General features: G+C 73.1%; 10 protein-coding genes. 3 read left to right on the top strand and 7 right to left on the bottom strand.

Annotation, left to right across the window (positions count from 1 at the left end; genetic code table 11):
• Positions 1–130: 130 nt before the first annotated feature.
• From E4U91_RS21080 to E4U91_RS21070, 3 genes are all read right to left on the bottom strand, one after another.
• Positions 131–661: a DoxX family protein gene (locus tag E4U91_RS21080; RefSeq protein WP_137308273.1), complete on the bottom strand. Its 531-nt coding sequence runs from the start codon at positions 659–661 to the stop codon at positions 131–133.
• A 147-nt stretch (positions 662–808) separates the two neighbouring features.
• Complete coding sequence (locus tag E4U91_RS21075) at positions 809–2086, bottom strand: hypothetical protein (protein ID WP_137308272.1); 1278 nt, start codon at positions 2084–2086, stop codon at positions 809–811.
• A 319-nt stretch (positions 2087–2405) separates the two neighbouring features.
• Positions 2406–3200: a class II aldolase/adducin family protein gene (locus tag E4U91_RS21070; RefSeq protein ID WP_137308271.1), complete on the bottom strand. Its 795-nt coding sequence runs from the start codon at positions 3198–3200 to the stop codon at positions 2406–2408.
• A 153-nt stretch (positions 3201–3353) separates the two neighbouring features.
• Between E4U91_RS21070 and E4U91_RS21065 the strand changes: the two genes are divergently transcribed.
• The gene (locus E4U91_RS21065; RefSeq protein ID WP_137308270.1) at positions 3354–3842 is read left to right on the top strand and encodes a pyridoxamine 5'-phosphate oxidase family protein; all 489 of its coding nucleotides are present in this window, start codon (positions 3354–3356) and stop codon (positions 3840–3842) included.
• Positions 3843–3922: 80 nt separating this feature from the next.
• On the opposite strand, the gene guaA is transcribed toward E4U91_RS21065, so the two are convergent.
• Positions 3923–5503, bottom strand: a complete 1581-nt coding sequence (gene guaA, locus E4U91_RS21060; RefSeq protein ID WP_137308269.1) for a glutamine-hydrolyzing GMP synthase — start codon at positions 5501–5503, stop codon at positions 3923–3925.
• Positions 5504–5763: 260 nt separating this feature from the next.
• Here guaA and E4U91_RS21055 point away from each other — a divergent pair, with 260 nt between their 5' ends.
• On the top strand, positions 5764–6045 hold the full coding sequence (locus E4U91_RS21055) for a chorismate mutase (RefSeq protein ID WP_168218140.1): 282 nt from the start codon (positions 5764–5766) through the stop codon (positions 6043–6045).
• 607 nt (positions 6046–6652) lie between these two features.
• Positions 6653–7813 (top strand): LAETG motif-containing sortase-dependent surface protein, encoded by a 1161-nt coding sequence (locus tag E4U91_RS21050; RefSeq protein ID WP_241678643.1) that lies wholly within the window; start codon positions 6653–6655, stop codon positions 7811–7813.
• Between the two features lie 205 nt (positions 7814–8018).
• Here the strand turns inward: E4U91_RS21050 and E4U91_RS21045 are convergent, their stop codons facing one another.
• From E4U91_RS21045 to E4U91_RS21035, 3 genes are all read right to left on the bottom strand, one after another.
• On the bottom strand, positions 8019–9764 hold the full coding sequence (locus tag E4U91_RS21045; RefSeq protein ID WP_137310927.1) for a GMC oxidoreductase: 1746 nt from the start codon (positions 9762–9764) through the stop codon (positions 8019–8021).
• A gap of 182 nt (positions 9765–9946) precedes the next feature.
• A complete protein-coding gene (locus E4U91_RS21040) occupies positions 9947–11566 on the bottom strand; it encodes a succinic semialdehyde dehydrogenase (protein WP_137308267.1) in 1620 nt (539 codons plus the stop codon).
• Between the two features lie 117 nt (positions 11567–11683).
• Positions 11684–13528 carry a serine/threonine-protein kinase gene (locus tag E4U91_RS21035; protein ID WP_137308266.1) on the bottom strand — a complete coding sequence of 615 codons (1845 nt, stop codon included), beginning with the start codon at positions 13526–13528 and terminating at the stop codon, positions 11684–11686.
• Between the last annotated feature and the right edge of the window lie 45 nt (positions 13529–13573).

Here is a 13573-nt window from a genome sequence, read left to right as displayed (position 1 = left end):
CGGACGACGGCGCCACCCGAGCGGAAGAGTCTGCGCCGGACCGGCCCCGGCGCAGAAGCTCAGCGCCCGTCACGGCTGGCACAGGAGCTAGCGCCCGTCACCCCTGCTCAGAAGGCACCCGCACGGCTGCTCAGTACGTACCCGTTCGCCGTCGCCGTCGGGCCCGCAGTGCCGCGTCCAGGGAGAGGACCGAGGATCCGGCGAGGACCAGCGGCAGCCAGGCCATCAGGTAGGCGAGGTCGTTGCCGTAGTAGTAGGGGTCGGACGCCCAGCTGACGGTCAGCCACAGGCTGAGGGAGATGAGCGCTCCGCCGAGGGCGGCGAGGCGGGAGAAGAGGCCGAGGAGGGTGCCGATGCCGACGGCGAGTTCGCCCAAGGCCATGGCGTAGCCGAAGACGGGTGGGTTCTTCAGGGCGAAGTCGACCAGGGCGGGGATGGCCGAGGAGTCGCGGACGGCGCGCATGGTCTCGCCGATGGAGCCGGCGCCGGAGTCCTTCATGAAGGAGCTGGAGGTGAGCTTGTCCAGGCCCGCGTAGATGAACGTGACGCCGAGGAAGACCCGGAGGGGGACGAGGGCGTAGCGGGTGGCGGTGTCGCGCCAGTCCCGGTGGCCGCTGTCGGGGTAGGGGGTCTGGGTGTCGGTCCGCATGCTGTGAGTCATCTCCCGTAGCCGCCTCTCGCCCGCTGGGATGAGCTCTCACCAGACACTACGTACGAAAGGGGCGGTGCGCTCAATGGATCGGTGGACGGATCGGGTGACGGTCGCCCGGGTGGCTGTCGCCCTGTTGTCCGTCGCCCTTCCCGGTCGTCATTCGGTCACGTCGATCGTGTACCGGTTGGTCTCCACGCCGGCCGCGGTCACCACCTGGACCTCCAGCCGGCCGGGCTCCACGTCCGCCGGGACGGGGACGGTGAGGACGGCGTCCGTGGGGTTGCTGAAGCCGCCGGTGACGGGGACGAGGGGCACATGGACGTGGACGGGCCCGATGCGGACGACCATGCGGGAGAGGCGGTCGGCAGTGTGGGCGCCCGGCGGGACGAACCCGGCGCCGCGGATCTCGATGTCGTCGCCGGTGCGGATCGGGCCGTCGAGGTCGCCGGCCTCGCGGGAGCGGACGACGGAGAGGACGACCGGGCGGCCGCCCTCGGCGTACTTGCCGGCGACGTACGTGGCGGCGGAGACCAGGACGGCGACGGCCAGTCCCCAGGGCAGGTCGGGCAGCTGGTCGGGGCGGCGGGCGAGGCGCACGGCGGCGAAGGTCAGGGCGACGCCGCTGAGGACGACGTACTGGATGTCGGCGAAGGTCCCGCGGCCCGAGTCGTCGGTGAGCAGGTCGGCGGCGCGGGGGCGGTCGGCGCGGACCTTCTGCAGGCGCTGGGTCAGGACGCGCAGGCCCACCACGCGGCGCACCAGCACGGCGATCCCGCACACCACGGCGAGGACGGTCACCACGCCGGCGCCGCGGGCCAGGTCGAGGCCGGCGATGAGGGCGTCGCGCTCGGCGGGGCCGGAGGCGGCGGCCAGCCGGGCGGCCAGGACGAGGACGGCGTACCCGACCAGCAGCACCCAGGCGGTGGCGACCGCGCGGGAGGTGGACAGGCGGTTGTCCTCACCGATGACGGGAGCCAGTGCGCCACCCCGGGCACGGTGGAACCAGGAGGCCGCGGTGAGGGCGCCGGCGACGACGAGTGAGGCGAGCAGGCCGGCCGTGCGGGCGGTGGTCCAGCCCGCGCCGATCGCCGTGAGCGACTGGGCGAGCAGCAGGACGACGACGGCCGCCCAGACCGTGCAGGTGGTGCGCAGCCAGAGGCGGGCCAGCCAGGCCTGGCCCTCGGCGCGGCGGCGTTCGGCGACGAGGTCGGCGGACTGGGTGAGTTCCTCGGAGACCCACTGGCGGGAGGCCGAGGCGGAGTGGGCCACGGCCGCGGGCAGGCCCTGTCCGGCCGCGAACTCGTCCCGCTGCACCAGGAACGCGGCCACCGCGCGCCGGTGTCCCTCGCGGGCGCCGTGCGGGCAGTCGCCGCAGGTGCAGCCGCCCGCGTGCGTGCCCGGCTCCGTGTTCTGTCTCGCCTCCTGGACCGCCACGTGTGACGCCCGCCTTCCCCGCGACCCCTCAGGACGGCGGGGTTCCGCGGACCGCGGGCACCGCCGTGCAACTCCCGTACAACTGCCATGCGACGAGAGCGAATTGTGCCCTACGCGACACGTGCTCCGCCCCCCGGGTCCGGTGGGCGGACGGGACCGGCCGCGCGGGGGTGGCATCTGCGCAGGACCTGGGGCCGGCCGGGGTCGGCAGGGCCTGAAAGCCAGTTCTCCCATGGCGGGTGATGCAGGGGTCACCGTGTTGACCCCCCTTCCGGTCCCCACGGTGGAGCCGCCCCGTGCCACCCCGCCGGGGCGCGGCTCAGCTCAGCAGGTCGGGTTCGCTGCGGCTGATGTCCTGCCAGAGGGGCTGGTAGTTGATCCATGCGACCAGGTCGCCGCCGAGCTGTTCCCGGGTGGCGACGGCCTGCCGGTGGTCGATGAGCACCGGGCGGCCCGCTGCGCGGGCGGTCAGTTGCACCTGGCTGGACCGCTCCATGGACACGAACCACCAGGCGGCCGCGTCCACCGAGTCGCCGACGGTCAGCAGGCCGTGGTTGCGCAGCACCAGCGCCTTGTGGGTGCCGAGGGCGGCGGCGATGCGGCGGCCCTCCCCGGCGTCCACGGTGACGCCGGAGTAGGCGTCGTAGAGGCTGTGATCTTCGTAGAAGGCGCAGCTCTCCTGGGTGATCGGGTCGAGGAGGTCGCCCAGGGCGGCGAGGGCGCGGCCGTGCACGGAGTGGCAGTGGGCGACGGCGACCACGTCGGGGCGGGCGGCGTGCACCTGGGCGTGGACGGTGAAGGCGGCCTGGTTGACGTGGTAGCGGCCCTCGACGACCTGGCCGTCGGCGTTGACCATGACGAGGTCGCTCACGGTGACGTGCTTGAAGGGCAGGCCGAAGGGGTTGACCCAGAAGCAGTCGCTGTACTCGGGGTCGCGGGCGGTGATGTGTCCGGAGACGCCGTCCTCGAAGCCGAGGCGGCCGAAGATGCGCAGGGCGCCGGCCAGCCGTTCCTTGCGGTGCCGGCGTTCGTCCTCGACCGATTCGTGCCGGGGCGGCATGGCGAACTGCAGCCGGTCGGTGGGCAGCGGGGCGGGGGGTGTGGGCCCGTGCATCGGTCCTCCAGCACTGGGTTGCTTTACCGGGCGGAAGTTACCGTCGGTCAGCGTGGGAAAACAGTGCTGTTGATGAAGAGATGAGGGAGCGGTGAGGGAGTGCCGCTCGAATACCGGACAGGAGATGTCTGCTTTATGGGGGACGCTGGGTGCATGAGCGCGTTGCAGACCCCTGTGAACTGGGCGGCCTTCGCCGCCGCGGAACCCGATCTCGCCCGGACCGTCGAGGAGCGGTTCGGCGCCTTCACGCACCATGTCCTCGCCACGCTGCGCCGGGACGGGTCCCCGCGGACCAGCGGCCTGGAGGTGCGCTTCCTGCACGGGGAGCTGTGGCTGGGCATGATGCCGCGGTCCCTCAAGGCCCTCGACCTGCGGCGCGACCCGCGCTTCGCGCTCCAGGCCAACCCCGGGGAGGGGCAGTCGATGGGCGGGGGCGACGTACGGATCGGCGGCCGGGCGGTCGAGGTGACGGACGCCGGGGCCAAGGCGGCGTACGCACGAGAGGTGGAACCGCCGGAGCCGTTCCACCTCTTCCGTGCCGAGCTCACCGAGGTCGTGCGGACCTACGTCGAGGACGATGCCTACCTCGTCCTGCAGACCTGGAAGCCGGGCGGGCCCGTGCGCACCGTCAAGCGCGCCTAGCCCGCCATCCCCACAGACCCCGCCGTCCCCGACGTCCCCGTCGGCCTCGTCGTCCTCGTCCTCGTCGTCCTAAGGAGCGGTCACTCCCACTCGATCGTCCCCGGCGGCTTCGACGTGACGTCGAGGACGACCCGGTTGACGTCGCGGACCTCGTTCGTGATGCGGGTGGAGATCTTGGCGAGGACGTCGTACGGCAGGCGGGACCAGTCCGCGGTCATGGCGTCCTCGCTGGACACCGGGCGCAGCACGATCGGGTGGCCGTAGGTGCGGCCGTCGCCCTGGACGCCGACCGAGCGGACGTCCGCGAGCAGGACCACCGGGCACTGCCAGATGTCGCGGTCCAGGCCGGCCGCGGTCAGCTCCTCGCGGGCGATCGCGTCGGCCTCGCGGAGCAGGTCGAGCCGCTCCTTGGTGACCTCGCCGACGATCCGGATGCCCAGGCCGGGACCCGGGAACGGCTGGCGCTGGACGATCTCCTCCGGCAGGCCCAGCTCCTGGCCGACCATGCGGACCTCGTCCTTGAACAGCTGGCGCAACGGCTCGACGAGCTTGAACTCGAGGTCCTCGGGGAGGCCGCCGACGTTGTGGTGGGACTTGATGTTGGCGGCGCCGGTGCCGCCGCCGGACTCGACGACGTCCGGGTAGAGCGTGCCCTGCACCAGGAACTCCACCGCCGGGCCCTCGTCCGCGATGATCTCGGCCTGGGCCTGCTCGAAGACCCGGATGAACTCCCGGCCGATGATCTTGCGCTTCTCCTCGGGGTCGGAGACCCCGGCCAGCGCCGCGAGGAAGCGCTCCTCCGCGTCCACGACCTTCAGCTGGACGCCGGTCGCCGCGACGAAGTCCTTCTCGACCTGCTCGGTCTCGCCCTTGCGCATCAGGCCGTGGTCGACGTACACGCAGGTCAGCTGGGAGCCGATGGCCTTCTGGACCAGCGCGGCGGCCACCGCGGAGTCGACACCGCCGGACAGGCCGCAGATCGCGCGCTTGTCGCCGACCAGCTCGCGGATCGCCGCGACCTGCTCCTCGATGACGTTGTCCGTGGTCCAGCTCGGCTGCAGGCCGGCGCCGCGGTACAGGAAGTGCTCCAGCACCTGCTGGCCGTGCGTGGAGTGCATGACCTCGGGGTGGTACTGGACGCCGTAGAGCTTCTTCTCGTCGTTCTCGAAGGCGGCGACCGGGACGACGTCCGTGGACGCGGTGACCGTGAAGCCGTCGGGGGCGGCGGAGCAGGCGTCGCCGTGCGACATCCACACGTGCTGCTCGGCCGGCGTGCCCTCGAAGAGGGTGGAGGAGGCCTTGGCGACGTGCAGGTCGGTCCGGCCGTACTCACGCGCGCCGGTGTTGTCGACGGTGCCGCCCAGGGACTGCGCCATCAGCTGGAAGCCGTAGCACATGCCGAAGACGGGGACGCCGGCCTCGAAGAGCGCGCGGTCGAGACGGGGGGCGCCCTCCTCGTACACGGACGAGGGGCCGCCGGAGAGGATGATCGCCGCCGGGTTCTTGGCGAGGATCTCCTCCACCGGCGTGGTGCTGGGGACGATCTCGCTGTAGACCCGGGCCTCGCGGACTCGGCGGGCGATGAGCTGGGCGTACTGCGCGCCGAAGTCGACGACCAGGACGGTGTCGGGGGCGGCGGCAGTAGGAGTCGCTGATGACACGGGGGCCTTCCGGCGGTGGGCGGGGTCTTGGTGCTGTCCGATTCTACCGAGTGGACGCCGTGGCATACTGTCCGCATGCTCACGCACCCGACCTCCGTCTCTACCTATGGCATCCGGCCCGCCGGCTGCCATGGTCGTGCTGCTTGAGCCAACCGCCAAGCGACTTCCCAGGCGCCCCGGGCCGACAAGGTCCGGGGCGTCTGGCGTTTTCCCGGGCCGTGCCGGTCCGGGGCTCCGCCCCCCAGACCCCAGGAGCCCCCATGACCACCCTCGACGTGACCGGCGCCCGCACCTCCGACGCCGCCGACGTGATCACCGGTGCCCGGGAGCGCATCGACGCGCTCGACGACCGGATCATCGGGCTGATCCAGGAACGGATGGCCGTCTCCGCGGTGATCCAGGAGGCCCGGATCACCTCCGGCGGCCGGCGCGTGAACCTCTCCCGCGAGATGGAGGTCCTCGGCCACTACCGGGACGCGCTGGGCAAGCCCGGCACCCCCCTCGCCATGACGCTGCTCGAACTGTGCCGCGGTCGCATCTGAGTTCGACCCCGCTCTCACCCGTACGGCGCGTGACCGGCCCGGACGGCCTTCGTTGGTCCCGGTGTCCGCGTCAGCCAGGGGCGGGCCCGGAAGAACCACGCGTGGCTCGCTGGAGCGATGAGGCGTGCGGAGTGCCGCAGGCCGTGGGACCTCGCTCCAGGGAAGTGACCGGACGGCAGGGGACAGCAGCCCGGTCACCCAAGGGAACGGCCGGCCCCGGGGACGCCCGGGGCCGGCCGGCGGAACGACACCCCGCCCCCGGGCGGATCGAGACCAGCGGCGCAACCCCCCGGCGCCGCTCCCAGGCACCGGCGCTGCCCTGACGCCGGTGCTGACGAGAGAAGGGCCCCGCGGCTCCGTCCCGCGGGGCCCTTCGTCGTGCCGTTCAGCGAGGCCGCCGAGCCACCGCGCCGCCGTGCCGTGCCGCGGACGGCACGGGAAAGCCGTGACGCAGGCCACATGAGAATCTCGTCAGATCAGGCACAACCATTCACCGGCCTCACCGATCAAACGTCCAGAACCACGGGCCCTGTCCGCGCTGCGCGTGCGGAGGCCTCCCACCGTGCCGCGGTTCCGCCGGGGCACGACTGATCGTTTCGAGGTCTACATGAAGCTTCGCCGCGCCATGGTCACCGCGGCGGCGACGGCTGCCATCGTGCCGCTCGCCCTGCTGTCCGCTCCCGCCGCGTTCGCGGACACGGCCCCGACGTCGGGCACCTCCTCGTCCCAGGAGACGTCCTCGTCGCAGACCGGGGAGGGCCAGGCCTCGGACGGCGACACCAGCACCGGCACCGGCACCAGCAGCGAGGCCGACTCCGGGTCGCAGGGCCAGGACTCGCAGCAGTCCGGGGACTCGAAGGACGAGGGCACCACGGAGGGCGACGGCACCGCGCAGGGCGACGGGACGACGCAGGAGGACAACGGCTCGCAGGAGGGCAACGGCGGCCAGGACGACACCAAGCCCGGCGAGGACGACACCAAGCCCGACCAGCCGGGCGACGGCAAGCCGAGCCCGAGCAAGTCCACCCCCGAGGAGCCCTCCGAGGACCCGAGCGAGTGCCCGGTCGACGAGGACGGCGTGGACGTCGACTCGCAGCTGAGCCTCGACGTCACCGGACTGCCCGGCAAGATCGTCGCCGGCAGCGGCTGGCACACCTTCAAGCTGAGGGCCGCCAACCACAGCGACAAGGCGCTCGGCACCGTGCAGTGGCTCGCCGCGGTCGACAACGACTCGATGAGCGACGACGAGGACACCTGGCTGAGCGAGTTCGCGCAGCTGCAGTTCTTCAACCCGCAGACCAAGGCCTGGGAGTCCATCGCGGACCAGGTGGGCAACGGCTTCTACTTCGGCGAGACGACCCTCGGCGCCCGGCAGACCGTGGACATCAAGCTCCGCGTCAACATCGCCAGGAACGCGCCCGTCGGTGACGGCTACACCGTCGGCCTCGGCGGCTACGTCGACTCCGAGAAGAACTGCGTGCACAACGCGTTCGCGCTGTTCGAGTTCACGGTCCTCAAGCCCGGCAGCAGCAACGACGACCCGGGCACGGCCAAGCCGGGCAAGGCCAAGCCGGGCAAGGGCGAGCAGCCGGGCGGCGGCAAGCAGCCGCAGGGCGGCGCCGAGGAGCTCCCGGCCACCGGCAGCCTCGCCGAGACCGGTTCGAGCTCCGCGCTGCCGGTGATCGGTGCCGTCGGCGGCATCGCCGTGCTCGCCGGTGCCGGTGTGGTCTTCGCGGTGCGCCGCCGCAGCTCCGGGGCGCACGCCTGACGCACCACCGGTGGCCGTGCGCGTCGCGCGTGACGGTACGGCCCGCCACCGGTGCCGTGCCCGTCCCGCGGGACGACGGTGCGGCCCGCCCGTGAACCACAGAGGGACCTGCGCTCGGAGGGGGGCGCAGGTCCCTCTGTCGTGACGCGGGTCCCTCTTCATGACGCGGGGGCCCGGCGACGGGCCCGGCGGGTCACTGCTCGGGTCACTGCCTGGGCGGCACCGTCGGCATCCCGAGGAACGGCAGCCGCAGCGCGCCGAAGGCGTCCGCCGGGACCACCGGGCTCTTCGGCTCGACCGGCTTCAGCCGCTCGTACGCCGCCCCCTGCGCCGGACGCGGGTCCGCGTCGCCCTTGTTGGGCCAGAACGACATCGCCCGCTCGGCCTGCGCGGTGATCGTCAGCGACGGGTTCACGCCCAGGTTCGCCGAGACCGCGGCGCCGTCGACGACCGAGATGCCGGGGTGGCCGTACAGCCGGTGGTAGGGGTCGATGACGCCGGTCTCGGGCGAGTCGCCGATGGGGCAGCCGCCGAGGAAGTGGGCCGTGAGCGGGGTGCCCATCAGCTCGCCCACGTTCGATCCGGCGAAGCCGTTGATGTCGGCGGCCAGCACGGAGGCGGCCTCCGACGCCGCCTTGATCTGCGTCGGGTTGGGGGCGCCGTGGCCCTGGCGCGCGGTGAGCAGGCCCTTGCCGACGCCGTCCGGCTTCAGGTAGGTGGTCAGGGAGTTGTCCAGCGACTGCATCACCAGGCCGATGATCGTCCGCTCCGACCAGCGCCGGTTCGACAGCGACCGCAGGACCAGCAGCGGGTGTCGGGCCGCGTTGCGCAGCCACGCCAGCGCCCGCGACGAGCCCTGTGCGTAGGGGACCTGGAGGATCGACAGGCTGCCCATCGCGTTGGAGCCCCGGCCGTAGCGGACCGGCTCGATGTGGGTGTTCTCGTCCGGGTGGATGGACGACGTGATCGCGACACCGCGGGTGAAGTCGGCCCTGGGGGCGCCCGTCACCTTGCGGTAGCGCCGGTTGTCCGTCTGCGCGCCGACCAGCGCCTCGGAGTTGGTCCGGGTCAGCTCGCCCAGCCGCTTCGAGATGTACGGCAGCTGCCCGCCGGCCTTCATGCGGTGCAGCAGGGTCTGGGTGCCGTAGGTGCCGGCGGCCACGACGACCCGGCGGGCCGTGAAGAGGCGGCCCTCGGCGCTGCGGTCGTCGGTCGGCAGGGTGGCGACCGCGTACCCGCCCCGTGAGTCGTCGGTGATCGACACGACCGTCGTCATCGGGTGGACGACCGCGCCGGCCTTCTCGGCGAGGTAGAGGTAGTTCTCGTTGAGCGTGTTCTTGGCGCCGTGGCGGCAGCCCGTCATGCACTCGCCGCACTCGGCGCAGGCGGCTCGCTCCGGGCCCACGCCGCCGAAGTACGGGTCGGGCACCCGCTCGCCCGGCCGGGCCGTCGTCCGGCCGTCGGCGTCCTGGCCGTCGCCGAAGAACACGCCGACCGGGGCCAGGTGGAAGGTGTCGCCGACGCCCATCCGCTCGGCCGCCGCCTTCAGGTGGACGTCGGAGGGCGTCATCGTCGGGTTGAGCCGGACGCCGAGCATCCGCCGCGCCTGGTCGTAGTACGGCTTCAGCTCCTCCTGCCAGTCGGTGATGTCCCGCCACTGCGGGTCCTCGAAGAACGCCGTGGGCGGTACGTAGAGGGTGTTGGCGTAGTTCAGCGACCCGCCGCCGACGCCCGCGCCCGCCAGCACCATGACGTTGCCGAGCAGGTGGATGCGCTGGATGCCGTACATGCCGAGCTTCGGCGCCCACAGGTAGTTCTTCAGGTCCCAGGAGTTCTTCGGCAGGGTCTCCCGGGTGAAGCGGCGGCCGGCCTCCAGCACCCCCACCCGGTAGCCCTTCTCGGTGAGGCGCAGGGCGGTGACGCTGCCGCCGAAGCCGGAGCCGACGATGATTACGTCGTAATCGTGGGCGTCGTCGGCTTCGTGGGCGTCCTGGGCGTCACGGGCGACGTCGTGGTCGGAGCCGTCGGAGCTGCGGGAGCTGTCGGAGCTGTCCTGGGACACGTGCTCTCCTCGTCGAGAACGGGTGGGGCCGGGACGGACCGCGCCCGGCCCGGATTCCGGTGCGGCGGGTCCTACTTGAGGCGCAGGGCCTTCATCAGCCGCAGGCTGCGGCTCATGAACTGCGCGTACTTCTCGTCCGTCATCCCCAGCGCCGGCGCCATCGGCAGCAGCCGCTGCTGGGCCACCGTCTGGGCCTCCGTGTACTTGAGGATCCCCTCGGAGCCGTGGCGGCGGCCGAGGCCGGAGTCCTTCATGCCGCCCATCGGGGACTGGACGCTGCCGTACGCGGCGGCGTAGCCCTCGTTGACGTTGACCGTGCCGGCGCGCAGCCGGGCGGCGATCGCGCGGCCCCGGCGGCCGTCCCTGGTCCATACGGAGGCATTCAGGCCGTACGGCGTGGAGTTGGCCAGGTCGACGGCCTCGTCCTCGGTGCGGAAGCGGTAGACGGAGACGACCGGACCGAAGGTCTCCTCGGTGCACACCGCCATCGGCTCGGTGACGCCGTCGAGGACCGTCGGCTCGAAGAAGTACGGCCCGACGTCCGGGCGCGCGACGCCGCCGGCGAGGACCCGCGCGCCCTTGGCCACGGCCTCCTCGACGTGCCGGGTGACGGTCTCGAGCTGCCGCTCCCCCACCAGCGAGCCCATGTCGGCGCCGTAGGCGAGGGCCGTGCCCAGGCGCATCGCCCGGGTGCGGGCGGCGAAGCGTTCCAGGAAGGCGTCCGCGATCGACTCGTGGACGTACAACCGCTCGATGGAGATGCACAGTTGGCCCGCGGAGGAGAAGCAGGCGCGCACCGCGCCCGCGGCCGCCCGGTCGAGGTCGGCGTCCTCCAGGACCAGCATGGCGTTCTTGCCGCCGAGTTCGAGGGAGACGCCGACCAGGCGGGCGGCGGCGCCCTGCGCGACCTCGCGGCCGGTGCGGGTGGAGCCGGTGAAGGAGACGTAGTCGGCGTGCCGGACCACCTCGGGACCGACGACCGGGCCGTCGCCCAGGACGACCTGGAAGACCTCGGCCGGCAGGCCCGCCTCGACGAGCAGGTCGCGCGCCCACAGCGCGGTCAGGCAGGTCTCGGTGTCGGGCTTCATCACCACCGCGTTGCCCGCCACGAACGCCGGCAGGGCGTCGCCCACGGACAGCTCCAGCGGGTAGTTCCAGGGGGCGATCTGGCCGACCACTCCGCGCGGGTGGCGCAGCTCGGTGACCTTCGTCAGGGTCGGCATCGCGCCGGTGTGCCGCTTGGGACGCAGGTAGGCGGGGGCCTTGCGGCCGTAGTGGCGGGCGGCGACCGCGACGGCCTGGACCTCCTCGTGGGCGTGCAGCCGGGCCTTGCCGGTCTCCAGCTGGATCAGGTCCAGGACCTCCGCCTGGCGCTCCAGGACCAGGTCATGGAAGCGCAGCAGCACGGCAGCGCGCTCCCGTACGGGTGTGCGCTCCCACACGGCCTGCGCGGCGCGGGCCCGCTCGAAGGCGGCGGCCACGTCCTCGGGCGTGGACTCCGGCAGGTCGGCGAGCTTCTCGCCGGTGAACGGCGTGTGGTTGGCGGTCCGGCCCGAGCCGGCCACCCCCTTGGTGAGCTGGGCCACCAGCTCCGGCGTGACCACGTCGGCCGCGGTGCGGACGCCCGGCGGGACGGGGGCGACGGGGTTGGTGCCGGTAGCGGCCTTCTCAGGAGCCTGCGCGTCGGTCATGAGGCGCAGGGTATGCCGCCGGGCGCCCTTTGTGTACCCGTCGGTAACAGGGATTCACGCACCGCTCACACGCCGCCAGTGATCACTGGCACGAATGCCCTGATCAGGGGCCTTCGCTCAGCCCGGGAGGATGACGAGCCGGTCCCGAGCCGCCTTGAACAGCGCGGCCCCCTGCTTCTCCTCCGCCGACCCCTTGGGCATCTCGACCCGCAGCTCGTACTGGCGCCCGTCCTCGGTGCGGACGAAGAACTCCAGCACCCGGTGCCGGGCGTCCTGGTCGCCGTAGACGGTGTCGGACTGGACGGCGTCCCGGCCGCGCAGCGAGGTGACCGTGTACTGCGTGGTGTGCTCGTCGAAGTACGTCCAGGTCCGCGCGTGCTGCTTCGCCTGGCTCATGAGGTCGCCGCCCGGTGAGGAGTCGTACTGCACGAGGCGGACCTGGACCGAGCCGGCCGCGTACTCCACCATGCGGGGCTGGACGGTGTCGTTGCCCTGGCGGGCGAACTCCGTGTAGGCGGTGGGGAGGGAGAGCGTCGCGCGCATCGCCTGCTCGGGGTGCGCGGTCCAGCCCGCGGCGCTCGGGGCGGAGGTGGTGCCGGGGCCCGGCTTCCCGGACGACGGGCTGTGCGCCGCCGTGTTCCTCGTGTCCGCGCCGTCGTCGGAGTCGAGGACGAAGGCGGACCCGAACCAGACGGTGCCGACCAGGACCCCGCCCAGGAGGGCGAGCGGAAGGGGGCGGCGGTGGAGGGAGCGGCGCGGGGGCGACGCGGGGGCCTCCGGCCCGGTCGGTGGGGGTGGGGGCTCGACCGTCGTGCCGGGTCGGTTGGGGGTGTCGTCGTTGGAAGGTGTGCGGACGGCTGCGGGTATACGGTCGGCTTCCCGCTCGTGGACTCCTTCCGGCACGCCGTCGGCCCCGGGCGCGGCGGGCCGTGTCGCCAGCCGTCGCGTGCGTATGTCCTCGGCGAACTCCCGGAGCGCGCGCGGCTCCTGGGCTGCGGGGCCGCTCCCCGTCGACACCTCCGGTGCGGGCCACGCGTCGGCCGCGGGTACGTCCCCGGCGGCCTCCGGCACCGGTTGCGTACCGTCGGCCACCGCCCGCAGCACCGCCTCCGCCTGCTCGGCGTCCGGGCGCAGGGCGGGGTCCTTCACCAGCAGCCGGGTGAGCAACGGGCCGAGGGCTCCCGCCCGTTGCGGCTCCGGCGCGTCGGCGGTCAGGATCGCGGCGAGCGTCGACTCCAGCGACGTGCGGCGGAAGGGGGACCAGCCCTCCACGGCGGCGTACAGGAGGACGCCCAGGGACCACAGGTCGGAGGGCGGGCCGGCGATGCGGCCGGACATGCGCTCGGGGGCGACGAACTCCAGCGAGCCGACGAACTCGCCGGTCGCGGTGAGGGGGTCCTCACCCTGGACGTGGGCGATGCCGAAGTCGGTGAGGACGACCCGGCCGTGCGCGCCGAGCAGGACGTTCGCCGGTTTGACGTCCCGGTGGACGATGCCGACCGCGTGCGCGGCACGCAGGGCGCCGAGGACGGCGAGGCCGATGCGCGCGGCCTCCGGGGGCACCAGCGGGCCGCGCCGCAGCAGCTCCTGGAGGGACTCGCCGCGGACCAGCTCCATGACGATCCAGGGCAGTACGTCGAGGCCGGCCGCCCCGACCACCGGGTCGGCGCCCTCGCCGTCCGCCTCCTCGGCGACCACGTCGTGGATGGAGACGGCCGAGGGGTGGTCGACGCGGGCGGCCGCGCGGGCCTCGCGGTAGAGGCGGTGGGCGGCCCGGCGGTGCGACTCGTCACCGGGTTCGCCGGGCAACCGGGGTTCCTTGACGGCGACTTCACGGTCGACGAGCTCGTCGTGCGCCCGCCAGACCGTGCCCATGCCGCCGGAGCCGATGCGCTCCAGCAGCCGGTACCGGCCGCCGACGGTCCGCCCCTTGGCGCCCGCGGCGTCCCGGTCGTTGCTCATGCCCCATGACTACCGTGCGCGGCCCCCGGTTGTCGACGCGGCCGG

This window comes from Streptomyces lasalocidi (genome assembly GCF_005280215.1).
Classification (GTDB): Bacteria; Actinomycetota; Actinomycetes; order Streptomycetales; family Streptomycetaceae; genus Streptomyces; species Streptomyces longwoodensis.
This window is presented reverse-complemented; position numbering and strand designations above follow the sequence as displayed.